At 58.5% G+C, this 24,458-nt stretch carries 21 protein-coding genes and 2 riboswitches; of the genes, 7 read left to right on the top strand and 14 right to left on the bottom strand.

Annotation, left to right across the window (positions count from 1 at the left end):
- Nucleotides 1-35: 35 nt before the first annotated feature.
- Nucleotides 36-136, bottom strand: a riboswitch (guanidine-I (ykkC/yxkD leader).
- 246 nt (nucleotides 137-382) lie between these two features.
- Nucleotides 383-3,481, bottom strand: a complete 3,099-nt coding sequence (locus tag BW958_RS09965) for an efflux RND transporter permease subunit (protein ID WP_076575587.1) — start codon at nucleotides 3,479-3,481, stop codon at nucleotides 383-385.
- Nucleotides 3,481-4,530 carry an efflux RND transporter periplasmic adaptor subunit gene (locus tag BW958_RS09970; protein WP_076575588.1) on the bottom strand — a complete coding sequence of 350 codons (1,050 nt, stop codon included), beginning with the start codon at nucleotides 4,528-4,530 and terminating at the stop codon, nucleotides 3,481-3,483. Before BW958_RS09970 ends, BW958_RS09965 begins: the two co-directional genes overlap by 1 nt.
- Nucleotides 4,531-4,717: 187 nt before the next feature.
- On the opposite strand from BW958_RS09970, the gene BW958_RS09975 reads away from it, so the two are divergent.
- Entirely contained in the window at nucleotides 4,718-5,581 is an 864-nt protein-coding gene (locus BW958_RS09975; RefSeq protein ID WP_076575589.1) for a patatin-like phospholipase family protein, read from the top strand.
- 81 nt (nucleotides 5,582-5,662) lie between these two features.
- Here BW958_RS09975 and BW958_RS09980 read toward each other — a convergent pair whose 3' ends face one another.
- On the bottom strand, nucleotides 5,663-7,024 hold the full coding sequence (locus BW958_RS09980) for a sodium-dependent transporter (protein WP_076575590.1): 1,362 nt from the start codon (nucleotides 7,022-7,024) through the stop codon (nucleotides 5,663-5,665).
- 166 nt (nucleotides 7,025-7,190) lie between these two features.
- Entirely contained in the window at nucleotides 7,191-7,460 is a 270-nt protein-coding gene (locus BW958_RS09985; RefSeq protein ID WP_076575591.1) for a helix-turn-helix domain-containing protein, read from the bottom strand.
- Between the two features lie 255 nt (nucleotides 7,461-7,715).
- Here BW958_RS09985 and BW958_RS09990 point away from each other — a divergent pair, with 255 nt between their 5' ends.
- The 3 genes from BW958_RS09990 (at nucleotide 7,716) to ompA (ending at nucleotide 10,866) form a co-directional block, all read left to right on the top strand.
- Nucleotides 7,716-8,273 (top strand): hypothetical protein, encoded by a 558-nt coding sequence (locus BW958_RS09990; RefSeq protein WP_076575592.1) that lies wholly within the window; start codon nucleotides 7,716-7,718, stop codon nucleotides 8,271-8,273.
- A 251-nt stretch (nucleotides 8,274-8,524) separates the two neighbouring features.
- Nucleotides 8,525-9,553, top strand: coding sequence for a porin OmpA (locus BW958_RS09995; protein WP_076575593.1), 1,029 nt, complete (start codon nucleotides 8,525-8,527; stop codon nucleotides 9,551-9,553).
- Between the two features lie 311 nt (nucleotides 9,554-9,864).
- A complete protein-coding gene (gene ompA / locus BW958_RS10000) occupies nucleotides 9,865-10,866 on the top strand; it encodes a porin OmpA (protein ID WP_076575594.1) in 1,002 nt (333 codons plus the stop codon).
- 72 nt (nucleotides 10,867-10,938) lie between these two features.
- Here ompA and BW958_RS10005 read toward each other — a convergent pair whose 3' ends face one another.
- Complete coding sequence (locus BW958_RS10005; protein WP_076575595.1) at nucleotides 10,939-12,633, bottom strand: NAD-dependent malic enzyme; 1,695 nt, start codon at nucleotides 12,631-12,633, stop codon at nucleotides 10,939-10,941.
- 139 nt (nucleotides 12,634-12,772) lie between these two features.
- On the opposite strand from BW958_RS10005, the gene BW958_RS10010 reads away from it, so the two are divergent.
- Nucleotides 12,773-13,024, top strand: a complete 252-nt coding sequence (locus tag BW958_RS10010; RefSeq protein WP_076575596.1) for a DUF2498 family protein — start codon at nucleotides 12,773-12,775, stop codon at nucleotides 13,022-13,024.
- Here the strand turns inward: BW958_RS10010 and BW958_RS10015 are convergent.
- The gene (locus tag BW958_RS10015) at nucleotides 13,017-14,147 is read right to left on the bottom strand and encodes a GGDEF domain-containing protein (protein ID WP_083687308.1); all 1,131 of its coding nucleotides are present in this window, start codon (nucleotides 14,145-14,147) and stop codon (nucleotides 13,017-13,019) included. The genes BW958_RS10010 and BW958_RS10015 overlap by 8 nt on opposite strands.
- 85 nt (nucleotides 14,148-14,232) lie before the next feature.
- Here BW958_RS10015 and BW958_RS10020 point away from each other — a divergent pair, with 85 nt between their 5' ends.
- On the top strand, nucleotides 14,233-14,958 hold the full coding sequence (locus BW958_RS10020; RefSeq protein WP_372629485.1) for a lipoyl protein ligase domain-containing protein: 726 nt from the start codon (nucleotides 14,233-14,235) through the stop codon (nucleotides 14,956-14,958).
- Here BW958_RS10020 and BW958_RS10025 read toward each other — a convergent pair.
- On the bottom strand, nucleotides 14,955-16,325 hold the full coding sequence (locus BW958_RS10025; protein WP_076575598.1) for an alanine/glycine:cation symporter family protein: 1,371 nt from the start codon (nucleotides 16,323-16,325) through the stop codon (nucleotides 14,955-14,957). The two genes, BW958_RS10020 and BW958_RS10025, sit on opposite strands and share 4 nt — an antisense overlap.
- A 109-nt stretch (nucleotides 16,326-16,434) precedes the next feature.
- Nucleotides 16,435-16,533, bottom strand: a riboswitch (glycine riboswitch).
- A gap of 422 nt (nucleotides 16,534-16,955) precedes the next feature.
- Between BW958_RS10025 and BW958_RS10030 the strand changes: the two genes are divergently transcribed.
- Nucleotides 16,956-18,107 (top strand): type III PLP-dependent enzyme, encoded by a 1,152-nt coding sequence (locus BW958_RS10030; protein ID WP_076575599.1) that lies wholly within the window; start codon nucleotides 16,956-16,958, stop codon nucleotides 18,105-18,107.
- A 57-nt stretch (nucleotides 18,108-18,164) separates the two neighbouring features.
- Here BW958_RS10030 and BW958_RS10035 read toward each other — a convergent pair whose 3' ends face one another.
- From BW958_RS10035 to BW958_RS10065, 7 genes are all read right to left on the bottom strand, one after another.
- Entirely contained in the window at nucleotides 18,165-19,133 is a 969-nt protein-coding gene (locus BW958_RS10035; protein WP_076575600.1) for a calcium/sodium antiporter, read from the bottom strand.
- Between the two features lie 79 nt (nucleotides 19,134-19,212).
- Nucleotides 19,213-19,683: a peroxiredoxin gene (locus BW958_RS10040; RefSeq protein ID WP_076575601.1), complete on the bottom strand. Its 471-nt coding sequence runs from the start codon at nucleotides 19,681-19,683 to the stop codon at nucleotides 19,213-19,215.
- 12 nt (nucleotides 19,684-19,695) lie between these two features.
- Nucleotides 19,696-20,199 (bottom strand): NUDIX hydrolase YfcD, encoded by a 504-nt coding sequence (gene yfcD, locus BW958_RS10045; protein ID WP_306169661.1) that lies wholly within the window; start codon nucleotides 20,197-20,199, stop codon nucleotides 19,696-19,698.
- Nucleotides 20,200-20,264: 65 nt separating this feature from the next.
- Complete coding sequence (locus tag BW958_RS10050; protein WP_076575603.1) at nucleotides 20,265-21,011, bottom strand: amino acid ABC transporter ATP-binding protein; 747 nt, start codon at nucleotides 21,009-21,011, stop codon at nucleotides 20,265-20,267.
- Nucleotides 21,012-21,023: 12 nt separating this feature from the next.
- Entirely contained in the window at nucleotides 21,024-22,118 is a 1,095-nt protein-coding gene (locus BW958_RS10055) for an amino acid ABC transporter permease (protein WP_076575604.1), read from the bottom strand.
- 9 nt (nucleotides 22,119-22,127) lie between these two features.
- Entirely contained in the window at nucleotides 22,128-23,312 is a 1,185-nt protein-coding gene (locus BW958_RS10060) for an amino acid ABC transporter permease (RefSeq protein ID WP_076575605.1), read from the bottom strand.
- 72 nt (nucleotides 23,313-23,384) lie between these two features.
- A complete protein-coding gene (locus tag BW958_RS10065; RefSeq protein WP_372629560.1) occupies nucleotides 23,385-24,401 on the bottom strand; it encodes an amino acid ABC transporter substrate-binding protein in 1,017 nt (338 codons plus the stop codon).
- Nucleotides 24,402-24,458 lie beyond the last annotated feature (57 nt).

The raw sequence follows: 24,458 nt of genomic DNA on the forward strand, positions 1-24,458 counted from the left end.
GGTACAAGCACGGAGATCATGGCTGTGCGCCGCTGCTCTCCCGGGCTTTTGTCCCGCCGTGTAACCTTCAGGAAGGTCGGCCACTCTCGGACCAGTCACCCGGCATCGCCGGATCGGAACCCTAGTGACCCATTAACCAGATTGTGAGCACAGAAATCAGCGTGACAGTCACGCCATGATCACCACGTGCAATGTTGCAAGTAACACCGAAGGAAGCTTTGCAAGGGATGGGCCAGAATCCATTACGCAAGGAAAAGAGATAAATGAAATTCGATTGGCCCCTGAAATGGGGCAATGCGCCGGTTTTTTTGCTCTCATAACGGGGCACTGCACCACAACCAATCACAATCATGGTGCAGCGCCCGACATTTAGAGTGCGGGATCAGGGCTGCTCGCGCTCATCGGCTAGCTCGGTATCGACGGCGTCGCTGCGCTCACCGGCCACACCGGCGCGGCGCGCCACCAAGCCGTAAAGAGACGGCACCAGCAGCAGGGTGATCAGGGTTGCCAGTGTCAGGCCGAAGAAGACCACGGTCCCCACCGCCATGCGGCTCTCGTAGCCGGCGCCACGCGAGATCATCAGCGGCACCGCACCCATGATGGCGGTGAGCGAGGTCATCAGGATCGGCCGCAGCCGGCGCTGGGACGCCTCAATGATCGCCTCTTCATAGGCCAGACCACGGGCACGCAGCTGGTTGATAAACTCCACGATCAAAATGCCGTTTTTGGCCACGATACCGATGAGCAGAATCAGGCCGATCTGGCTGTAGATACTCATCTCCTGACCGGTAAGCCACAGACCGAGCAGGCCGCCGAAGATCCCAAGCGGCACCGTCACCATCACCACCGCCGGGGCAATCAGGCTTTCAAACTGGGCCACCAGCACCAGATAGACCACCAGCAGGGCCAGACCAAACACCATGCCCATCTCGCCCTGATTGTCGCGATAATCCTTCGACTCACCGCTGTAATCGACCGTCATGCCAAGAGGCAGATTGGCCTTGGCCCAGCCATCGAGAAAATCGAGCGCCTCTCCCAGACTGTGATCGGCCGCCGGGTCGGCGGTCAGGGTGATCGCCTTTTGCCGCTGGTAGTGGTTAAGACGCTGGGCGCTGGCTACCGTATCGACCTTGACCAGGGTGGCGAGGCTCACCATCTCGCCGCTGCTGGCTTTGAGATAGATCCGGCTCAGATCGCCCGGGCCGTTGAAATCACGCTGATCAGCGCGCAAGTACACGTCATACTCCTCGCCGCGATCCACATAGGTGGTCTTGCTGCTACCCCCAAGCAGGGTTTGCAGGCTCGAAGCGATGGTTGAGAGCGGAATGCCGAGTTGACCGGCACGCAGCCGGTCAACGCTGACCCGGATCTCCGGGGTCTTCTCGGCGTAATCGAGCTCGGGTGAGGTCATCAAGCCGCTTTGGCGGGCCGCCTGTTGCAACTTCTGGGCGGTGGCAAACAGGGTCGGATAGTCGCTGCCTTGCAGCACAAATTGCACGGCGGCGTCAGAGCCACGGCGAAAGCCAGGTTGGAAGGCGCGCACCGATACATCGGGGATTGAGCCAAGGCGACCGGTCAGGCTGCGGGTAAACTGGGTCGAGGTGATCGCGCGCGCGCCCCAGTCGGTGAGCTGAATAATGGCAAGACCGGTCTGATCGCCACCACGTCCGAATGCGGGGGTGCTGAAACTGACCGCCTGAACCACCCCTTTGCCAAGCATCGGCATCACCACCTGCTGCACCTGCTCCATGTTGCGCTTCATCCGCTCGATGCTGGTACCCTCGGCGCCGCGCACCATCACGTAAACCACGCCGCGATCTTCAGTCGGAGTCAGGCTGGTGGGAATGAGCTTAAACAGCGCGCCCATGGCGAGCAGCACCGACACAACAACCAATGGCGCCCAGCGCTGATGGTGCAAACTCCACGCCAGCGCGCTGCGATAGCGCAGCTCAAGCCAGCTCATGGCGCGGTCAAGCTGCGCCGTCAGCGGATTAACCCGGTCGCGCTGGCGCATCAGCCAGGAGCCCATGGCCGGTGTTAGGGTCAAGGCCACCAAGGATGAGAACAGCACCGCCAGTGAGAGCAGGATGGCAAACTCGGTAAACAGCCGCCCCACCATGCCATCCATAAAGGCGATCGGTACAAACACCATCACCAGCACGGCAGTGGTTGCCACCACCGCAAAACCCACCTCGCGGGTACCGTGCCAAGCCGCGAGCAACGGGGATTTTCCCTGCTGCAGATGGTGGTGAATATTCTCGACCACCACGATGGCATCATCGACCACCAGCCCGATGGCCAAAATCAGTGCCAGCAAGGTAATCAGGTTGATGGAAAAGCCGAGATACCAGGCGCCGATAAAGGCAGAGATCAGCGACACCGGCACAGTGATGGCCGGGATCAGGGTAGTGCGGCCCTGTCCAAGGAACAGATAGAGCACGACCACCACCAACGCGGCGCAGATGGCCAGCGTCTCATACACCTCATGGATGGCCTGCTTGATAAAGACAGTCGAGTCGTAATCGACCTCGAGCTTGGCACCCTCGGGCATAAAGCGCTGCATGTCGGTGAGCTTCTTCTCGATGCCCTCGGCCACCGCCAGCGGGTTGGCGGTTGATTGCGCCACGATGCCCAGCCCTAAACTCTCTTTACCGTTACGCTGATAGGCGCTGTCTTCGTTTTTGGCCCCCTCGTCTACCTCGGCAATGTCTCCGAGATAGATGGGGTGACCGTCCGCCCCGATACTTACCTGCAGGGCGCGAAAATCCTCAGGGGTGTGATAGAGGCGTTCGATTTGCACCGCCACCGTCATGCTGTTGTTGCGCACCTCGCCACCCGGCAGCTCGACGTTTTCACGGCTGAGGGCATTTTTCACGTCATCGACGCTGAGGCCACGCGCCGCCATCTCGGCCGCCTTGAGACGCACATACATCACTTTTTGCAGGTTGCCAGAGAGTTTTACCTCACTGACTCCATCCACCAGGCTTAAAGGGTCAACCAGCACCCGGTTGGCATAATCGGTCAGGGCGGTGCGATCCATCCGCTCGCTACTGAAGTTAAGCCAGATAGCCACATCGCCGTTGCCGCTGTCTTTGGTAACCAGCGGCTCGTCGGCATCATCGGGCAGTTTGGTGCGGGCGCGCGACAGGGCATCGCGCACGTCCGACACCCCCTCCACCATGTCCCAGCCGAGCTTGAACTCGACCGTGATCATCGAGCGCCCCTTGCGGGTCACCGAGTTGATGTTTTTGATGCCGCTGATGCCGGAGAGCTGATCTTCAATCGGCTTGGTGACCTGACTCTCCATCACCGAGGGCGATGCACCATCGTAGGTGGTGGTGATCGAGACCGACGGCGTCTGCACATCCGGCATCTCGCGCACGGTCAGCTTGGAAAAAGCCACCAGACCAAACACGCTGAGCAAACTGCACAGCACCACCGCCACCAGTGGGCGGCGAACCGAACTGTCAGAGAGCCACATCAGCCTTTCACCTCGGCCAGATCGCGCACCTGTGCGCCATCACGCAAATTGACCAGCCCTTCCACCACGATGCGATCGCCACGGCGCAAACCGGAGAGCACCCACACCTGCTCACCATGCTGCTCACCCAGCTCGACCGCAATGCGCTTGACCCGCCCCTCGTTGCCAAGCAGATAGACATAGCGCGCCTTACCGGCGTATTCGACCGCCTGGGTCGGGATCAGCGTCACCTCACGGGCTGGCAGCGCCAGCGAGACATCGAGCAACATGCCTGGGCGCAGACGACCATCGGCGTTATCGACCGTGACCCGCGCCTTGATGTTCTGGGTGCTGTCAGACACCCGGCTATCCAAGGCACTCACCACGCCGTGAAAGTGCTCACCCGGCCAGGCCGTGCTGCTGGCTTCGATATCCATGCCGTTTTGCAACAGCGCCAGATAACGCTCAGGAACCGCCAAATCGAGGCGCAAGTGACGCAGATCATCGAGGGTAAACAGGCTGGTGCCGCTGCTGACCAGCGCGCCGGCACTGGCATCAATCAGCCCCACGGTACCGGCAAACGGCGCGCGCAGGGTGCGCTGGCTCAGGGCGTAATCGGCTGCCTCAAGACGGGCCTTGGCCATGGCAACGGTCGCCTCCTGCCCTTCCCGATCGGACGCCGTCACCGCACCGCGCAGCGCGAGTTTTTGCATATCGCGCAGTTTGCGCTGCTCATTAGCGAGGTTTGCCGCCAGCTCTGCCCGCTCGGCCCGCTCCTTGTCGGCATCAAAGCGCACCAACTCGCTCCCCTCTGCCACCGTTTGTCCGGAACGAACCATGATGGACAGGATGCGCCCGGTCACCTCGGGGGCAATCACCACCGAGCGATGGGCAGCCAGTTTTCCGGAAAGCTGCAACCTGGGTTCGGCGCGCGCCTGCTCGACCAGTGCGGTGCGCACCGGAGTCTGCCGCTGTGGCGGTTGCTGGGTCTTCGCCGATTGGCCATACCACCAGAATCCTGCGGCGCCGGCCAACAGTACGAGAAGAGGAAACCAGAGTCGCAGCTTCATGAGATCACATCGTTAAATCGTGGAATGGAACAAAGGTTCACATTGTAGGGGCAAAGTATGCCCGAACTATGTAGAAGTGTGACAAAACGTGGCAGAGGCCTCATCTGCCGGCCTCCCCGCGTATGCGGTCTGGCTATGCCCGCTGGCTCACGCTACTCTGGCCCTCCTGATAGCGGGAGAGAACAAGGTGACAAGAAAAACCAAGCTGGGATTGGCGCTCGGCAGCGGCGCCGCGCGTGGTTGGGCCCACATCGGTATCTTGCGGGCATTACTGAGGATGGGGATCAAACCGGATCTGATAGCAGGCTGCTCAATCGGCAGCTTTGTCGGTGCAGCTTATGCTGCGGGCGAGCTCGACAAGCTGGAAGAGTGGGTGCGCGGTTTTACCCGCCTGCAGGTGGTGGGACTGCTCGATCCGGCGTTCTCCGGTGGTCTGTTTCGCGGTGACAAGGTGTTTGGCATGGCCGCCAACCATCTGGGCAATCCGGATGCCAGCGAACTGCCAATCCCGTTTGCCTGCGTAGCCACCGAGCTCGATACCGGCCGTGAGATCTGGTTACGCAAAGGGTCGCTGCGGCAGATTGTCCGGGCCTCGTGCGGCATGCCGGGTCTGTTGACACCCACACGGCACGATGATCGCTGGCTGGTCGATGGCGCGGTCGTCAATCCGGTGCCGGTATCGCTGGCCCGCGCTATGGGCGCCGAGGTGGTGATTGCTATCAATCTCAACGCCGACTCCCACCAGCCCTGGGCCGATGAGCCGGATGAGGTGCGCGGCATGGGGATGTTGGCCCAGTGGCTCGGCAAGGGGGGCGACAGCCCCGGCATGTGGAGCGTGATGAGCGGCAGCATCAACATCATGCAGGAACGTATCACCCGCGCCCGGATGGCCGGTGACCCGCCCGAGCTACAGATAGCGCCGCGCCTTGGCAACTTCTCCATTCTCGATTTTCATCGCGCCAGTGATGCCATTGACGAAGGGGAAGCCTGCGTCGAGCGTCAACGCCCACAGCTGGAAGAGGAGCTGCGGCGCCTCGGCGTGTTGGAATAACCGGCCGGATTGCCAGAGAGACAAACACAAAGAGCGCCGATTTGGCGCTCTTTGGTCATTCAGACGTAAAAAGAGAGCCGCTTAGAACAGCCCCAGCCCCTTGAGCATCACGATCAGGATCAGCAGCGGCGAGACGTAACGCAGCAGGAAAAACAGCGGACCGACAATGGCCAGCGGCAAGGTGCCGCCATTGGTCAACGCCTCTTCCAGCTTTTCGCGCCCCCACACCCAGCCAACAAACAGGCTGAGGCAGATACCACCCAACGGCAGCATGATGTTGGACGACAGATAGTCAAACAGATCGAAGAAGGTTTTGCCGGCAATCTTGAACTCGGCCAGCGAACTGTTGGAGAGGCCGCAGGTAGAGCCCACCAGACCGAGGACAACCAAAATGGTCACGGTGGCTTTCACCCGGCTCAAACCAAAGCGCTCGGAGACCACCGAGACCGGCACCTCCAGCAAGGAGAGCATGGCGCCGGTAGCAGCGATGGCCGACAGCACGAAGAACAGCACCATAAAAAAGTGGCCAAACGGAATGCTGGCAAACACCGCCGGAATGGTGATGAACAGCAGCGACGGCCCGGCGCTCGGCTCAAAACCAAAGGCGAACACCGCCGGGAAGATGGCGATACCTGCCAGCATCGAGACAAACAGGTCGGCGCACATCACGCGCAGCGCCGTGGCCGGGATGTTTTGATCAGCCCGGAAATAGCTGCCGTAGGTCATCATGCAGCCCATCCCGATGGAGAGCTTGAAGAACGCCAGTCCCATGGCGGTCAGCAGCACACCACCGGTTATCTTGGAAAAATCGGGCGAGAAGAGAAACGCCAGCCCCTCGCTGGCGCCCGGCAGTGTCAGACTGCGAATGCCGATAACCAGCAACAGGATAAACAGAAGCGGCATCAGCTTTTTGGTGATGGCTTCAATCCCGCGCGAAACGCCCAACAGCAAGATGCCGCCCATTAGGGCTAAGACCAGCCACTGCCAGAGCAGGCTCTGCAGGGGATTGCTTATCAACGCACCGAAGGCAGCACCGGTTACATTCGGATCGGTTGAAAGAATCGAACCATCCAGCGCCTTAAAGATGTAGGCAAAGACCCAGGCCGCGACCTCGGAATAAAAAGACATGATAAGAAACGCGGCTAACACGCCCATGACGGCAATCAGCCACCAGGGTTGTCCTTTGGGCGCCAGTTTCATCAGACCGCTGACGGCGTCTGATTTGGCCTTTCGGCCGAGGGTTATCTCAGCGATCATCACCGGCAGGCCCACCAGCAGGGTGGCAATCACGTATACCAGCAGAAAACTGGCACCGCCGTTTTCGCCTGTCAGATAGGGGAATTTCCATATATTGCCGAGACCGACGGCGGAACCGAGGGTGGCCGCCAGTACACCGAATGTGGAGGTGAAGCCGTCACGGGCTTGCGAAGAAGTTTGGCTCATCTTGACTCACTTTAGCTGCATCATGCATGGTCCCATTACAGGGCGCGCAGATTTTCTACGCTTCGCTTTGACATTGCAAAGGCCGGATGCCGAAAAGGTTAGACAAGCCAGAAAAAATCGATAAAAAATGCCGCTCGAAAGCGGCATTTTCAGGACTAAAGAGCTATCAGGCCTTGGCCAGATACTCCTCAGGGCCAATCTGACCGATCTCTGCCGACTTTTTGTCAGACAGCAGCCAGAGGGTGAACTGATGCAGTTCCGGGTGGTGCGCCAGGGCGACCAGGAAAGCACCGCCCACTTCACGATAGCCTAACTCGTAATTTTTGAGGGTTGTGGGAGGAACGCCCAGCAGTTCAGCAAACTTCGGACGGCTCAAGCCTACCGCTTCGCGGATTTGGCGGATCTTCTTCCCTACGGGAACGGTATTGAGACTCATAAGGTTCCATACTCCATGAGCGGTTAGACCGCTTTTATTTTTCGCGACGACTCGTATTCAAGTGTATACGTTGTTCCGGGACTCGTTGCTCGAGTCTCTCTTTATTGAACGCTTAAATAAGCGACAACCCTTCGAGGAAGAGGCATGTTAATGCCTCACCGGTTTCAGGTAAACACTCAGCGTGGTTTATTACCTGATTGAGGCTTGCGAGCAGGCAGATATAATTGCCAAATTAACCCTTTAGAGGAATATTTGATGCGTTTTCCCGGTGTTCTGTCCCGTTTACATTCCATAAACAACCCGGACAACCTCGCAGTTCAACTGCAGCAATGTGTAGCGATGCGCGCTGAAGCCATCCTGATCAATGAACATCCCTCGGTGGAAACGATTTCCCTACTGCAGACACGTGCGCCAACGCTGCCTCTTTATCAACTTGGCGACCAACAGGCTGACAAACTGTCGCTGCACACCCTTTCTCACAGCGATGTAGCCAGTGAACCGGGCATGGGATTGTGGGCACCAGAAACCGCCCTCCCCAATCTGGAAAGCTGGCTCAAGGCGGGTCATCAACATCTGATCGTTCCTGCTGCCGTGTTCCCGGTGGTGCGCTCACTCCTCAACATCTGGCCGCTGGACCCTCATCTGACCAGCCACTACCTGCGTGAGTTCTCCCCTCTGATAAGTGAGGCCAGCGAATCTGAGTTGACCGCGGTCTTCATGGCACGGGAAAACCAGGACTCACCCCGCTCCGACTGGGTTCAGCGCTATATGAAGCTGGAGCGCAAACTTTTTCGGGCCCATCTGGATCACTAATTTATTAATCAGTCAATGAGTTATGCCTGCGTCATGATCTGGCAAACAGAGCAAACGTGAGCTTGATCATGTTTCACAATAGGCATAAAGTGCGCTCCGTCATCCAAATGACATGGAATGCTCAGGTTAGATCTGCATTCCCATAACAAGGATGCCGGCCGGACTCCCCTCCAGGGCTGAGCCTGATGCTTGCATGAATCAACAAGTGAGATAACGACACCCTGTGCTATCTCCAAGAGGATTGAACAAAGATGAAAATGGCTCCTTCCATGATTGCCATTGCACTGGCAGCCATCACCGCAACTGCAGCGAATGCTTCTGACGATATCTACTTCGGTACTGGTGTCGGTGCAGCCCATTTCAACGGCCTGGACAACCAAGCAAAAGACGGTACTGAAGACGCAGCCGCCGCCAATGCCTTCGCTGGCTACAACTTCACCGACAACCTGGGCGCCGAATTCGGCTACCAATACGCTGGCCGCGGTAACACCGATGGCAAGCGTTACGAGAACCAGGGTGTCACCATGACTGGTATCGCTCGTATGCCGATCATGGGCGATGTCTCTGCCTTCGCTGAAGGTGGCGCTTACTGGGCTCACACCGATGGTTTCGGTGTTAGCGATACCAAGCTCTCCCCGCTGGCTGGCGTTGGCGTGACCTACAAGGTTAACGACGCGCTGGACCTGCAAGCCCGCTATCGTTACATGTGGGACGTCGCAGATCTGCACGGCACCACCAGCAACGGCGATGCACACTACAAGGCCAACCAGAGCGTCACCACTCTGGAAGCGGTATACCATCCGTTCCGCTCTTCCTACGTAGCCCCGACTGCGGCTCCGGTTGCTGAAGAAGCCCCGGCTCCGGTTGCTGCTCCGCAAATGGTTGAGAAGACCTTCGATCTGAGCTCCGACGTGCTGTTTGCCTTTGGCAAGTCCACTCTGAAGCCGGAAGGTCAACAAGCCCTGAACGGCCTGTACAAGGATCTGGTTGCTGCCAGCCCGAAAGATGGTAAGGCTGTCGTGATCGGTTATACCGACCGTATCGGTTCTGACAAGGCTAACCTGCGCCTGTCCGAAGCCCGTGCTCGCACCGTAGCTAACTACCTGGTCAGCAAGGGTCTGCCGGCTTCCAAGGTCTCCATCCAGGGTCGTGGCGAATCCAGCCCGGTCACTGGTACCCAGTGCAACGGCATCAAGGCCAAGGCCCAGCTGGTTGCCTGCCTGGCTCCGGATCGTCGCGTAGAGATCCGTGTGTCTGGCGTTCAGGACGTTCAACAGTAATCACTGTTTCAACTCCATAGAAAACGGGATGCGCAAGCATCCCGTTTTTTTATCTCCGGCAAATGCCACACCCTCTCTTCACTTGCAGCAAACTTGAACAATCTGACGACAGATCATACAGTAGGCTGTCCCAATCAGAGCCGCTCAATACCCCCCAAAAGGGTGAGATGCCGAGCGAGTAGCTCCAATCCAGTGCGACTCGGGATATATGATGCATGAGACCGCCTTGTCGGCTCGTGGGCAGCTCCTGGGCCCACCCATGATGCAACTGTGCAGTGCCGCACACGGCACGACAACGAGGAGAGATAAAGATGAATAAGAAAGTGGCACCATCCCTGATTGCCGTGGCTATTGCGGCCCTTGGCGCAACCGCGGCGCAGGCTGATGATTGGTATGGCGGTGTTGGCGCTGGCTGGTCCCAATTCCGTGATCTGTCCAAGGTTGATGGCAACGCAGACGAAAATGCAACAGCTGTCAGCCTGTTTGGCGGTTACAACTTTACTGAAAACTTTGGCGCTGAATTGGGTTACCTCTACGGTGGCCGTGCTGAAGCCGATGATCAAAGCTTCCGCTCCCAAGGTGCAACCCTGACCGGTATTGCCCGTCTGCCGATCAACGACATCTTCTCCGTCTTTGCTGAAGGTGGTGGCTATGGTTACCACGTCAACGGTAATGGCACCTCCGACAACGGGCTGGCCCCGCTGGCCGGTCTTGGTGTCACCGCCAAACTGACCGATCTGATTGATCTGCAAGCCCGCTATCGCTACATCTGGGATGTGGGCAATGAAGACAAGACCTTCAAGAGCGATCTGGGTGCTGCCACGCTGGAGCTGGTTTTCCACCCCTATCGTACTTCCTACGTCGCCCCAACTCCGGCACCGGCTGCACCGGAGCCTGCTCCCCAACCGCAAGTGGTCGACAAAGAGTTTTCTCTGAGCTCTGATGTGCTGTTTGCCTTTGGCAAGTCAACACTCAAACCGGAAGGGGTCAGCGCGCTCAATACCCTCTATCAGCAGATCTCTGATGCCCGTCCGACCGATGGCCAGGCCGTTGTTATCGGTTACACCGACTTTATCGGCTCCGACAAGGCTAACCAGCGCCTGTCTGAAGCCCGTGCCAAGACGGTTGCCGACTATCTGGTCAGCAAGGGCCTGCCAGCGTCCAAGGTCTCTATCGAAGGTCGTGGCGAAGCCAGCCCGGTCACCGGAACCACTTGCGTGAAGGTCAAGCCGAAGGCTAAGCAAATTGCCTGCTTGGCCCCGGATCGCCGTGTACAGGTTCACGTAACCGGTACTCAGCAAGTTCAAAACTGATCACTGCATCAGGTCAAAGCAAGGGAGCACCGCATGGTGCTCCCTTTGGTTTTAACCTTTAAGGTGCCGCGATCAGAACGAGGTTCGACGATAGCGACGGTACTCCGGCTGCCAGAAGTTGCCATCGATAGCAGCCTCAATCACCTCATCAGAGGTCTGTACCGCCTTACCCTGCAACATGGCCGTCTTGGCCACCCACTTGGCAATATGACGTGACACCTGCTGGATATCCGCCAGATCCGGCAGCAATGCAGTGCCGTTACCTTGCGCCAGTGGCGAACACTCTGCCAATGCCCGGCTGGCCGCCATCAGCATCGCTTCGGTCACCCGGCGCGCGCCGCTGGCGAGCACACCCAGGCCGATCCCCGGGAAAATATAGGAGTTGTTGCACTGGGCTATCGGATAGAGCGTGCCCTTGTGCTCAACCGGAGCAAACGGGCTGCCGGTTGCCACCAGTGCCTGGCCGTCGGTCCAGCGCAGAATATCGGCCGGAGTGGCTTCCACCCGCGAGGTGGGGTTGGAGAGCGGGAACACGATCGGACGCGGGCAGTGCTGATGCATGGTGCGGGTCACCGCCTCGGTAAACAGTCCTGGCTGACCGGAGACACCAATCAGGATATCCGGACGGGCGTGCTCCATCACTTCAAGCAGCGAGATATTGTCGCCTACCGGCCAGTCGGCTACCCGCTCCAGCGGCTGTGATAAGCGGCGCTGGAAATCAAGCTGGTTAGGGATCTTGTCGGTAATAAGACCAAAGCGATCCACCATAAAGACCCGTGCCCGCGCCTGCGCATCGCTCAAACCTTCGGCCTTCATCTGGGCCACAATCTGCTCGGCGATCCCGCACCCGGCACTGCCGGCGCCAAGGAAGGCAACCCGCTTCTCGGAGAGCTTGGCGCCAGACGCTTTACAGGCAGCAATCAGGCTACCCAGCGTCACGGCAGCCGTGCCCTGGATATCGTCGTTAAAACAGCAGAGCTCATCTTTATAGCGGTTGAGCAGCGGCATGGCATTGCCCTGGGCAAAGTCTTCAAACTGCAGCAGCACATCCGGCCAACGGCGTTTGACCGCCTGGATAAAGGCATCGACAAACTCGGCATACTCTTCACCGGTGATACGCGGGTTGTGCCAGCCCATATAGAAGGGGTCAGCGAGCAGTTGCTGGTTATTAGTGCCCACATCCAGCACCACCGGCAGGCAATATGCCGGTGAGATGCCACCGCAGGCGGTATACAGGGAGAGCTTACCGATCGGAATACCCATACCACCGATCCCTTGGTCACCCAGACCAAGGATCCGCTCCCCATCGGTTACGACGATCACCTTGACGTTCTGCTTGGTGGCGTTTTGCAGCAGATCATCGATCCGATCCCGGTCTGGATAGGAGATAAACAGACCACGAGCGCGGCGGTAGATGTTAGAGAACTCCTGGCAGGCCTGCCCCACGGTCGGGGTATAGATGATCGGCATGATCTCTTTGAGATGATTGCTGAGCAAACGATAAAACAACGTCTCGTTTGTATCTTGAATGTTACGCAAATAGATGTGCCGGTCCATGTCGTTACCAAACGCCTGATACTGGCGATAGGCACGCTCGGCTTGCTCATCGATGGTCTCGATATTGTGTGGCAGCAGCCCTTCAAGATTGAAGGAAGCACGCTCTTCTGCCGTGAAGGCACTGCCTTTGTTGAGTAGCGGCGTCTCCAGCAGAGCCGGGCCGGCATACGGAATATACAAAGGTCTCTTTTGATTATTGTCGTCGGTCATTATGTTCTACCTTGCTGTGTGATTGCCCGCTGATACTAGGGACTTCTGCGCTCGATTTCAAAAATTTAACAATCTGACGCAGTCATGCATGAAGCCGGCAGCTGCGCTATCATGGGCGCCTGCCTGATATGGAGGATGTATGAACAACCAAAAAGCGCAGATTAGCAGTGAAGAGCTGCTCACCATCGCCAACCGTATGATTCGCGAACACGAAGATTTCATTCATGGCATGCGTGCCGATGCCGTCGAGCAGCGTGGCGAGATCCTGATCTTCAAGGGCGAGTATTTTCTTGCCGATGACGGCACCCCAACCGGCAAGACCATGGCGGTGTTCAACATGTTCAAGCTGTTGGCCCAAGAACTCTCGGGCCGATATCAGCTCATCAAGTAGCCGCGCGCAGCGCCACGGCCTCATGGGGCGGTGGCGCCATCACCACGCAGTTGCGACCCAAGATTTTCGCCTGATAGAGTGCCTCATCCGCCCGGTTGAGCACCCCTTGCACGCTCTCCCCGGCATCGGCAATCACCACACCGATACTGACCGTCACATCAATGAGGGTATCGGCTGCCGGGCTTTTCACCTGACGCGCCTCCACTGACAATCGCAACCGCTCGGCCATCTGGCGCGCCTCTTCTCGATCACCACAGCGCGGCAGCACAATGGCAAACTCTTCACCGCCATAGCGACCCAGCTGATGATAGGACTCGAGTTGCTCGGCCAGCGTGGTGGCCACCGTGTGTAGCACCGCATCACCGGCCAGATGCCCGTAGGTGTCGTTAATCCGTTTGAAGCGATCCAGATCAAGCAGCAATACGGCAAATTGTTGGCCACGCTCGACCAACCCAAGGCGCACCGTCTCAAGCTGCTTCATCAGCAGTCGCCGGTTCATCATGCCGGTCAGCTCATCGGTAGTGGACTCGCGATAAAGGCGCAGCAGCATGTTGAGCTGACCGCACTGCACCCAGGCGGCTGCCAGGGTAAACAGCAGCATCAGCCAGAGCTGGGTCAATGTCTCCATACCAAGCAGCGGTTGCTCGAGCAAAAACCATCGACCAAACAACAACACCACAAAGATAAACAGCGACAGCCCAAGCCCCATCAGGAGCGGCACCGGGAATACCGCAAACAGACTGATCATCAGGTAGGGAAACACGCTGTATCCGGTCTGCAATCCTTCCACGTTGCCAAGATAGTTCATGCAGACCAGAGCAAAGATCAGCATCACTGACATCAGGTAAAAGAGCGCAAACCGCATGCGCAGCCGGCGATAGTGGATAAAAAACGAGAAGGGAACCAGCGGCGAGAGCGCCAGAAAAGTCGCCATGCGTGCCTTGAGCAAGAAGGCGTGCTGGCTGACATCCAGCGTCAGCCAATCGACCAGAGACCAGCCCGGAATACCGAGCAAAAGCAGCATCACCAGCCAGCGAAACCGCACAGTCATAAAGTCGATACGGGTGGTAGTAAAATCGTCCGAGTGCGCCGCTGCACTCCAGATTTCCGACAACTTCAACACGTCTTACTTCCCCTCCCGCTCAGAAGGCCCCATTCTACCCACGACGAACGTTACATTCATTTGCAACATGCCAAGGTTGTGCGCCATGTCCAGTTCATTGCCCGAAAGCCCGCCGCTTGCCCTCCCCTGTCTGACACACCAACAGGCGCATCTGATGGAGCAGCGACTACTGCAGCGCGCCATCACCAGCGGGCAAACGCAGTGGCAGATGTGGCGGCAACAGCAGGCCATCATTGTGACCCGCAAAGATGCCCACCTGGCTCACTTTGAGCAGGCCTGCCGCGTGCTCAACGCCGAAGGGTGGCCGGTCTTTGTACGCAACAGCGGCGGTACAGCCGTCCCGGCCGGCCCGGGTATTCTCAATCTCTCCCTGACGCTGCCCACCACAAGCGGCCTTGGCCCGGATGATTACTACCAACTGCTCGGCGCCCCGCTGCTTGCCTGCCTGAGACAACTTGGCCTTGAGGCAGGATATGGTCCGGTGCCCGGTTCATTTTGCGACGGTCGCTACAATCTGGTGGCGGCGGGTCGCAAGATCACCGGCACCGCCCAGCACTGGCGCGCAGCCGGAAGTACACAAGGTGGCGCCGTGCTAGCTCACGCCATGGTGATGGTGGCCGGAGACATGGAGCTCGGAACTCGACTCGCCAGCCGCTTTTATGAGCTAGCCGGCAGCGAGCTGCGCTTTGCGCCCAACACCTCCACCACCCTTGGTTCGCTGCTCGGCTGGCAGGGCAGTGACGATGAACAGGCCCTGCGCTTTGCCACCCTGCTGCAACCCTCTCTTACGTCACAGCAGGTCACGGACTAGGCCGTCTGGATCTCGCCCACCTCATCACGGCGCGCCGCAAAGAAGGCGCGGGTTTCGTCGATGATGACATGGCGCAGCCCAACCAGACCAATCAGGTTGGGAATCGCCATCAGACCGTTGACGATATCGGCCAGCAACCAGATGAGATCCAGATGCAGGAAAGCGCCTGCCGCCACCAGCACCAGATAGACAAGTCGATAGGGCAGGATGGCACGCACGCCAAACAGGTACTCGGTGCAGCGCTCACCGTAGTAGTTCCAGCCAAGGATGGTGGTAAAGGCGAAGAACAGCAGCCCAATGCTCACCAGATACTGGCCTATCTGCGGATTAAGCCCTTCGGAAAATGCCACACTGGTCATTGCTGCGCCGCTCAGATCACCGCTCCAGACACCGGTCACCACCAGTGTCAGGCCAGTCATGGTGCAGATGATGATGGTGTCAAAGAAGGTGCCAGTCATGGAGACCAGTCCTTGCTCCACACAGGAGTCGGTTCTGGCCGCTGCCGCTGCAATCGGCGCCGATCCCAAACCAGATTCGTTAGAGAAGACCCCACGCGCCACACCGGATTGAATGGCCAGCATCACCCCTGCCCCGACAAACCCGCCGGTAGCCGCATGACCAGTAAAGGCCGAGCTCACCACCAGCGCCACCGCCTGCGGCAGTTGTCCGGCATTGACCACCAGCACGGCCAGACAGGAGAGCACGTAGAAAATGGCCATAAAGGGGACCACCATGCTGGAGACCCGCGAGATGGACTGGATGCCACCCAACGTGACCATGGCCACGATCAGCGTCAGCACAGCGGCAGTCACTTCACGGGGCACCGAGAACGACAGGGTCATGGCATCACTGATAGCGTTAACTTGCGGGAAGGTGCCGATCCCAAAAAACGCCACCCCGATACCAAACAGGGCAAACAATTTAGCGAGCGGCTTCGAGCCAAGACCGCGCTCGAGATAGTACATAGGGCCACCGGCCATCTGACCATTGCTGTCAGTGACGCGATACTTCACCGCCAGCAGGCACTCGGCATACTTGGTGGTCATACCGAAAAAAGCGGCCATCCACATCCAGAACAAGGCGCCCGGACCACCGAGCTTGATGGCGGTGGCCACACCCACGATGTTGCCGGTGCCGATGGTGGCTGAGAGCGCCGTACACAGGGCGCCAAAGCTCGACACATCACCCTGCTTGCCTTCGCCCTGATCCCGGCCAAATACCAGCTTAAGAGCCAGCGGCAAACGCATGACCTGCAACAGTTGCAGACGCACAGTGAGATAGAGTCCGGTACCGACCAGCAGCACCAGCAAGGGGGGGCCCCAGATAAAATTATCGACGGCCAGCAAGGCCTGGTGAATTGATGACATGCATCCTCCTTAAAAAACAGCAACTTAAGGAGGAGAAGGATGATCTTCCCAATAGCGGGCACGAACACGCAGGGGTATTCGGAGCGGGCTTGCGCCCGGGTACAACCATCCTATCCCCTCTGTCCTTTTGCCTGAGAGTTTCCGGCTCCCTCGGGGGAACCTTGCTCCTTCGGCGCCCGATTTAACGGGTCTCTCCAGAGTATCGTCCAGTAGCAGTCCTCACCGGTTTCCCGGCACCTGAAAGATTCACTTCTTCGGTGGATGGTGACCCATCGCTCTCCTGCTACCTTCATCCGAACTATTTGGATTGGGCTGCATAATGGTACTCAAAAGGATGTGATCTGTCTCGCATCTTTGCGCCGCACGTCGCCATGCTCAGCCTTTGGACAGAATTCATCGCTTATTGTTTATTTCATAAGAGATTTCTCTTTCGTCTCGAATCGAAAATCTCAGCGATATAAACAGGCAAAATGATTGCACAAAACGTCGATGTGACAATAATCACGCTGCATAACTAAGCACTCATCACCTGCTTGGTTCGGGTCGCTCCTGACCCTTCGCCTGAACCGGCCGTCGCCGGTTCACTGTCACTGGACTGGGCTCCGGCCCCCTAAGGATGATCACACGACAATGAACGAGACCTCTCAGGCTCTGGATTACCGCCAACTGGTTGAACAACATGGCTCTCCCCTGCTGCTGCTCGATAAGAGCAAGGTGCGCCGGCAATACCGGGCACTGGCCGCTGCCCTGCCGGGCGTACGTCTGCACTATGCGCTTAAACCCCTGCCCCATGCGGCCGTGGTTGAAGCCCTGATGGAAGAGGGGGCCTGTTTCGATTTGGCCACCAACGGTGAAGTGGATCTGGTAAACAGCCTGGGCGTGCGTCCCGGTCGCTGCATCCATACCCATCCCATCAAGCGTGATGGCGATATTCGCCATGCCCTTGAATATGGTTGCACTGTGTTTGTCTATGACAATCCCTACGAGCTCGACAAGTTCCTGCCCTACAAGGATGAGGTGAAACTGCTGCTGCGCGTCAGCTTCCCCAATCCCGAGACCAAGGTCGATCTCTCCAAGAAGTTCGGTTGCACCCCGGAGCAGGCTCTGCCGCTGCTGCAATTGGCTCAGGCCAAGGGACTGAAGGTGATCGGCCTCTCCTTCCATGTCGGCTCTCAGGTGCCCAATGCCAAGCGCCACGTGCAAGCCATTGATGCCTGCCGCGACATCCTGGAGCAAGCCTGGGAGCTGGGGCTCAAACCCTGGATACTCGATATCGGCGGCGGCTTCCCGGTCGATTACGACGACGGCGAATTGGATATCGACAGCTTTTGCGCCCCTATTCGCGAGGCCCTCGACAAGCTGCCGGCCACGGTGCAGCGCATTGCCGAGCCGGGCCGCTTTATCAGCGCCCCGGCCATGACCTCGGTCGCCAGCGTCATGGGTAAAGCCCATCGCGCCGACAAGGTGTGGTACTACCTTGATGATGGTCTCTATGGCAGCTATAACGGCCAACTCTATGACCACGTCACCTATCCGGTCAGCACGCCTTATGCGGGCGGTGAGCTGCACCACAGCGTGCTGGCAGGCCCCACCTGTGACAGTGTGGATGTGATTCGTGACGATATCCTGCTGCCCGAGCTCGATATCGGTGAATTGGTGGTTGGCAAGGTCATGGGGGCCTACACCTGGGCCTCGGCCTCGACCTTCAACTTCTTCCCGAAGGCCAATATCCTGGTGGTCGATGAGTGCCAGCAAGAGCAAAAACTGGTGGCCGTTGCCTGATAGCGCGACCAGATGACAAGGGGAGCCAATGGCTCCCCTCACTTTTTCAATCTGCCTTTAAAACTGACTGATGAGCAACCAGCCGCTGTAGCCTGCAAATGCACAGAGCAGCAGCGCCCCTTCAACACGGTTGATGCGACCGGGACGGCCACGAAAGCCGTAACACATCACAAGTAGTGTCACCGTGAGCCCCATCAGCACACTCCAGTCACGTAAGAGTACCACTGGCTCGACGGCCAGCGGATGAATACCGGCGGCAATCCCCACCACGGCCAGCGTATTGAACAGGTTGGAGCCAAGCACATTACCCAGGGCCAGATCATGCTCGCGTTTTCGCACCGCGATGAGCGATGAGGCAAGCTCAGGCAGTGAGGTGCCGATGGCCACCACCGTCAGGCCAATAACCAGATCGCTGATCCCAAGCTGATGGGCCACGCTCACCGCGCCCCACACCAGCAGACGGGAAGCGCCAATCAGCAGCACCAGCCCAATCAGCAGCCATGTCAGCGCCCGCTTAAGACTCATCTCCTCACTGCTGATATCCTCAGCCACCTCTCTATCGAGGGCATCATGGCGCTCTTTGACCCCTTGGCGAATGGACCAGCCCATCAACACAGCAAACGCCCCCATCAGCAGCAAGGCATCCAACCGGTTGAGCTGCCCGTCGATCAGCACAGCGCCAGAGAGCAGGGTCACCAACAGCAATAGCGGAATCTCTTTGCGCACCACTTGCGAGGCGACCGCAATCGGGCTTATCAACGCTGTCAGTCCCAGGATCAAAGCGATATTGGTGATGTTGGAGCCATAGGCATTACCCAGCGCCAAACCGGGATTACCTTGCATGGCAGCCAGTGCCGAGACCACCATCTCCGGCGCCGAGGTGCCAAAACCGATGATCACCATACCGATCAACAAAGGCGGCATCCCCGCATAACGCGCGGTGGCCGCCGCCCCATCGACAAACTTATCGGCGCTCCAGAGCAGAAGCAGCAAACCGGCCAGCATAGCCAGCACAGGCAGGATCATGGTGTGCCTCCCGGGATGAAAAAGGCCTGCACATCGGCAGGCCGTCAGGGCGGGCAGTGTATACCGGTCAATGCTGAATTTACAGCAAGGCGAGCAGGCTCTCGGCGTCAGACACCTCGAACTTGCCGGGCGCTTCGACACGCAATGTCGTCACCACCCCATTGTCGGCGATCAGGGAAAATCGCTGGGAGCGCAGCCCACCAAACGCCCAGGTCTCTTTCGCCAGCCCCAGCTTGCTGACAAAACTCCCATCGCCGTCGGCCAGCATGGTGATGGCATCGGCATTCTGGTCGCGCTGCCAGGCGCGCATCACGTAAGCATCGTTGACCGACAGGCAATACACGCTCGCCCCTTTCTCCATAAAGCGATCTGCCAGCGTGACATAACCTGGCATATGCGCCTGGGAGCAGGTGGGGGTGAACGCGCCCGGCACGGCAAACAGCACCACTTTTTTCCCGGCAAACAGCTCATCACTGCTGCGCATTTGCTTGCCTTCGGCGGTGACAAAGGTGAACTCGTGGTATGGCAGCGACTCTCCAAGTGCGATCATAAAGCGGGCTCCTTAACGAAAAGACAAGGGGGCGCCACGAGCGATCAGCTGCTCGAGGGCAATCAGGGAATCGGGGGTAAATTCGCCGGCGCGGGCGCGTATCTCGGCGAGCGTCATCTCTTCGACGGCGGCCACCTCTTCGGCTTGCAAAACTAGCGGGCCATCATGAATGCAGTGATAGAGTGCGCCCCATACGCGGTAGAGTTCGCACTCGGAGTGAAAGGTCCCAAAGCCGTTGAGGGACGCCTGCTCGACACCGAGCTCTTCGGCCAGTTCGCGGCGGGCGCTTTCGTCATACTCTTCACCCGATGTGACCACTCCGCCACAACAGACATCGAGCATACCGGGACAGAAATCTTTGGTCAGGGTGCGGCGCTGGACCACGATCCGGCCACTGCTGCGCTGCACCAGGATATAGGTGGCACGATGCAACAGATTGCCCCGCCGCACTTCACTGCGCGGGGCAACCCGAACCACTTGGTCATCAGCATCGACCACATCGACCCATTCCATCACACCACTCCGCTGGTTTCGTCAAAGGGGTCAGTATAAAGGTCGATGCGGCAAACACCACTCCCCGATCAATGGGCCAGTATTTGTGACAGGAACGCGCGGGTACGCTCGGACTGGGGCGAGGTGAAGAACGCATTGGGCTCGTTCTCCTCCACAATCTGACCACGGTCCATAAAGATGACCCGATCCGCCACTTCCTTGGCAAAGCCCATTTCATGTGTCACGCAGAGCATGGTCATCCCCTCACGGGCCAGCTCAACCATGACATCGAGCACTTCACGCACCATCTCCGGGTCAAGCGCCGAGGTCGGTTCATCAAACAGCATCACATCAGGGTTCATGCACAAGCTACGGGCAATCGCGACCCGCTGCTGCTGACCACCGGAGAGCTGCCCCGGATACTTGAGCGCCTGATCGGGAATGCGCACCCGCTCGAGGTACTTCATGGCAATCGCCTCGGCCTCTTTGCGCGGACGTTGCTGAACCCAGATCGGAGCCAGGCAGCAGTTCTCCAGCACGGTGAGGTGCGGGAACAGATTGAAATGCTGGAACACCATGCCGACGCTACGGCGCACCTGCTCAATCTGCTTGAGATCCGAGGTCAGCGGCGTGCCCTTGACCACGATGTCACCACGCTGATGCTCTTCCAGTCGGTTGATACAGCGGATCATGGTCGACTTGCCGGAGCCGGAGGGACCGCAGATAACGATCTTCTCGCCCTTGTTGACCGTGAGGTTGATATTGCGCAGCACATGGAACTCGCCGTACCACTTGTTGACGTCTTTCAGTTCCACTACAACCTGATTTGCATCCATGTAAATCCGCTCCTAACGCTTATGCCCGGTATGCAGCTTGCCTTCCAGATAGATGGAGTAGCGCGACATGCCGAAACAGAAAATCCAGAACACCAGGCCGGCAAACAGATAGGCCTCGGTAGAGAATCCCAGCCAGGCCGGGTCAGCCAGTGCCACCTTAGTGATGGCCAGCAGGTCGAACAGACCAATGATGAGCACCAGGCTGGTATCCTTGAACAAAGAGATAAAGGTGTTGACGATCGAGGGGATCGAAATCTTGAGCGCCTGCGGCAGCACGATCAACGCCATCGATTTCCAGTAACTGAAACCGAGCGCCGCACCGGCCTCATATTGCCCCTTGGGCACCGCCTGCAGACCACCACGCACCACTTCTGCCATGTAGGCCGATTGGAACAGGATGATCCCGATCACCGCCCGCAGCAGCTTGTCTATTTCAACGCCCGAGGTGACAAACAGCGGCAGCATCACCGACGCCATGAACAGCACAGTGATAAGCGGCACCGCCCGCCAGAACTCGATATAGACCACCGAGAAGCTGGAGATGATCGGCATCTTGGAGCGGCGCCCGAGCGCCAGCAGGATGCCAAACGGCAGCGCAAACACCATGCCGGTCAGCGCCAGGGTCAGGGTCAGCATCAAGCCGCCCCACAGGTTGGTCGGCACCACTTCCAGTCCCAGCCCACCGTGCAGCAGCACAAAGGCGATCGGCGGGAACACAAACAGCGCAAACGCCCCCACCCACCCCTTGCGTGGAGTGCGCGGCAGAACCAGCCACAAGATCACAATAGCCAGCACTGCAAACACCAGATTGATGCGCCAATAGAGCGCTTCCGGGTAAAAGCCGTACATAAACTGGTTGAAGCGATAGCCAATAAAGGCCCAGCAGGCGCCATCCGCGCTACACGCGGCGCGGGTTTCCCCATGCCAGGTGGCGGAAATCAGCGTCCAGTTAATGACATGCCACAATGGCGGCACCAGCAGATAGAGCAGTGCCAGCGTCAGCAGGCTACTCCACCAGTTGGGAAACAGCCGGGTTCTCAGCCAACCGACCACACCGTGACGGCTGACGGGCGGCGGCAGCGCCGCCTGCATCTCGAAAGTTGCCATGGATACTCCTTATCGCTCCACCAGCGCCATCTTGCGGTTGTAGACATTCATCAGAATCGAGGTGGTGATACTGATGGTCAGGTACACCGCCATGGTCATGGCAATCACTTCCACGGCTTGCCCGGTCTGGTTGAGCGTGGTGCCCATAAAGACCGAGACCAGATCCGGGTAACCGATCGCCGTTGCCAGCGACGAGTTCTTGGTCAGGTTGAGATACTGACTGGTCAGCGGCGGCACAATGACGCGCATCGCCTGCGGAATGGTGACCAGTCGCAAGGTTTGCAGCGACGACAAGCCCAGCGCCTCGGCCGCTTCGGTCTGACCACGATGAATGGCCAGAATACCGGCACGCACGGTTTCGGCAATGAACGCCGCCGTATAGATAGTCAGCGCCACAAGCAAGGCCGCCAGCTCAGGCAGAACAGTGACGCCACCACGGAAGTTAAAGCCCTTGAGCTCAGGGATACTCCAGGTCAGCGGCATCCCGGTCAGTAGCGCCACCACACCGGGCAGTAGCACGATCAGGGCGATGCAGCTGACAAACAGCGGGAACGGCTTACCGGTCAGCGCCTGACGACGCCGAGCCCAGCGGGCCAGCCCCCAGCACAGTGCCAACGCCACCAGCAAGGCGATCCCCACCCAGCCGGCCCCCTCTTCCCACACCGGACTGGGCAGGTAGAGACCACGCACGTTGAGGAATAGCCAGTCTCCCAGCGATACGCTCTGGCGCGGCTGCGGCAGGGCGCGCAGCACCGAGAAGTACCAGAAGAAAATCTGCAGCAGCAGCGGGATATTACGAAACGTCTCGATATAGATGGCCGCCAACTTCGAGATCAGCCAGTGCTGCGACAAGCGCATGATACCGATGATAAAACCCAGCGTCGTGGCCAGCACAATCCCGAGAATGGAGACCAGCAGGGTATTGAGCAGACCGACCACAAAGGTGCGGCCGAAGGTATCGGTCTCACTATAGGGGATCAGGGTCTGCAGGATGCCGAAACCGGCCGTGTTGTGTAAAAACGCGAAGCCAGTGGTGATCCCGCGCGCTTCCATGTTGGAGAAGGCGTTGTGGATGATGTAAACAAAAAAGGCAACCACCCCCGCTACCGCCAGCAGCTGGAAGAACAGCGCCCGCCAGCGGGCATCGTTCCACCAGTGAACGGCAGAGTGGGAGGACGTGGTTCTTGAGGTCATTGAACCGACTCCGATAATCCGATAGCTATCAAATGATGACCGGGGAGCAAGCTCCCCGGTTCACACATCGCATCAGCGAATGGGCGGGGCGTACATGAAACCACCCTTGTTCCAAAGGGCGTTGATGCCACGCTCGATCTTGAGCGGAGAGCCGCTACCGACGTTGCGATCAAACACTTCGCCGTAGCTGCCTACCTGCTTGACGATGTTGTAGGCCCACTTGTCGTCCAGACCCAGCACGTTACCCTTGGGCTCTTCGAGACCCAGCAGGCGGCGCACATCCGGATTGTCTGACTTGAGCATGCTATCGACGTTAGCGGTGGTGAGGCCGGCTTCTTCGGCGTTGATCATGGCGAACATGGACCAGCGAACAATCTTGAACCACTGATCATCACCCTGACGCACCACCGGACCCAGCGGCTCCTTGGAGATGACTTCCGGCAGAACGACGGCATCATCCGGCTTGGAGAGCTTGATCTTCAGTGCATAGAGCTGGGATTGGTCAGAGGTCAGCACGTCGCAACGGCCGGACTCGAAGCCCTTAACGGTCTGGTCAGAGGTGTCGAACACCACCGGGGTATACTTCATGCCGCCATTGGCACGGAAGTAGTCAGCGACGTTCAGTTCGGTGGTGGTACCGGACTGGATACAGATGGCTGCGCCATCGAGCTCCTTGGCACTCTTCACACCCAGAGACTTGTTCACCAGGAAACCCTGGCCATCGTAGTAGTTGGTACCGGCAAAGGTCAGACCCAGCGAGGCATCACGGGTCAGCGTCCAGGTGGTATTACGGGAGAGGATATCTACTTCACCCGATTGCAGGGCGGTGAAACGCTCCTTGGCGGTCAGAGAGACATACTTGACCTTGGCAGCATCGCCGAACACGGCAGCGGCCACTGCGCGACAGACGTCTACATCCATGCCTTGCCAGACACCCTTGGCATCCGGGTTGGAGAAGCCCGGCAGGCCATCACTGACGCCACACTGAACGAACCCTTTCTTCTTGACGGCATCCAGCGTGCTGTCTGCAGCCATGGCCTTGTTGGCGCCAACCAAAGCCAACAGCGCCAGAACACCTACATTCCACATCCTTGTCATGTCATATTTCCCCAAAATAGTAGACGAAAATACTAACAGAACGACTTA

Origin of the sequence: Aeromonas sp. RU39B (genome assembly GCF_900156095.1) — a bacterium.
Lineage (GTDB): Bacteria > Pseudomonadota > Gammaproteobacteria > Enterobacterales > Aeromonadaceae > Aeromonas.

Excerpts from the sequence above, each read along its gene's own strand:
- BW958_RS09965 (WP_076575587.1), bottom strand. The coding sequence starts at position 3,481 with ATGTGGCTCTCTGACAGTTCGGTTCGCCGCCCACTGGTGGCGGTGGTG.
- BW958_RS09970 (WP_076575588.1), bottom strand. The coding sequence starts at position 4,530 with ATGAAGCTGCGACTCTGGTTTCCTCTTCTCGTACTGTTGGCCGGCGCC.
- BW958_RS09980 (WP_076575590.1), bottom strand. The coding sequence starts at position 7,024 with ATGAGCCAAACTTCTTCGCAAGCCCGTGACGGCTTCACCTCCACATTC.
- BW958_RS09985 (WP_076575591.1), bottom strand. The coding sequence starts at position 7,460 with ATGAGTCTCAATACCGTTCCCGTAGGGAAGAAGATCCGCCAAATCCGC.
- BW958_RS09990 (WP_076575592.1), top strand. The coding sequence starts at position 7,716 with ATGCGTTTTCCCGGTGTTCTGTCCCGTTTACATTCCATAAACAACCCG.
- BW958_RS09995 (WP_076575593.1), top strand. The coding sequence starts at position 8,525 with ATGAAAATGGCTCCTTCCATGATTGCCATTGCACTGGCAGCCATCACC.
- ompA (WP_076575594.1), top strand. The coding sequence starts at position 9,865 with ATGAATAAGAAAGTGGCACCATCCCTGATTGCCGTGGCTATTGCGGCC.
- BW958_RS10005 (WP_076575595.1), bottom strand. The coding sequence starts at position 12,633 with ATGACCGACGACAATAATCAAAAGAGACCTTTGTATATTCCGTATGCC.
- BW958_RS10010 (WP_076575596.1), top strand. The coding sequence starts at position 12,773 with ATGAACAACCAAAAAGCGCAGATTAGCAGTGAAGAGCTGCTCACCATC.
- BW958_RS10020 (WP_372629485.1), top strand. The coding sequence starts at position 14,233 with ATGTCCAGTTCATTGCCCGAAAGCCCGCCGCTTGCCCTCCCCTGTCTG.
- BW958_RS10025 (WP_076575598.1), bottom strand. The coding sequence starts at position 16,325 with ATGTCATCAATTCACCAGGCCTTGCTGGCCGTCGATAATTTTATCTGG.
- BW958_RS10030 (WP_076575599.1), top strand. The coding sequence starts at position 16,956 with ATGAACGAGACCTCTCAGGCTCTGGATTACCGCCAACTGGTTGAACAA.
- BW958_RS10035 (WP_076575600.1), bottom strand. The coding sequence starts at position 19,133 with ATGATCCTGCCTGTGCTGGCTATGCTGGCCGGTTTGCTGCTTCTGCTC.
- BW958_RS10040 (WP_076575601.1), bottom strand. The coding sequence starts at position 19,683 with ATGATCGCACTTGGAGAGTCGCTGCCATACCACGAGTTCACCTTTGTC.
- BW958_RS10050 (WP_076575603.1), bottom strand. The coding sequence starts at position 21,011 with ATGGATGCAAATCAGGTTGTAGTGGAACTGAAAGACGTCAACAAGTGG.
- BW958_RS10055 (WP_076575604.1), bottom strand. The coding sequence starts at position 22,118 with ATGGCAACTTTCGAGATGCAGGCGGCGCTGCCGCCGCCCGTCAGCCGT.
- BW958_RS10060 (WP_076575605.1), bottom strand. The coding sequence starts at position 23,312 with ATGACCTCAAGAACCACGTCCTCCCACTCTGCCGTTCACTGGTGGAAC.
- BW958_RS10065 (WP_372629560.1), bottom strand. The coding sequence starts at position 24,401 with ATGTGGAATGTAGGTGTTCTGGCGCTGTTGGCTTTGGTTGGCGCCAAC.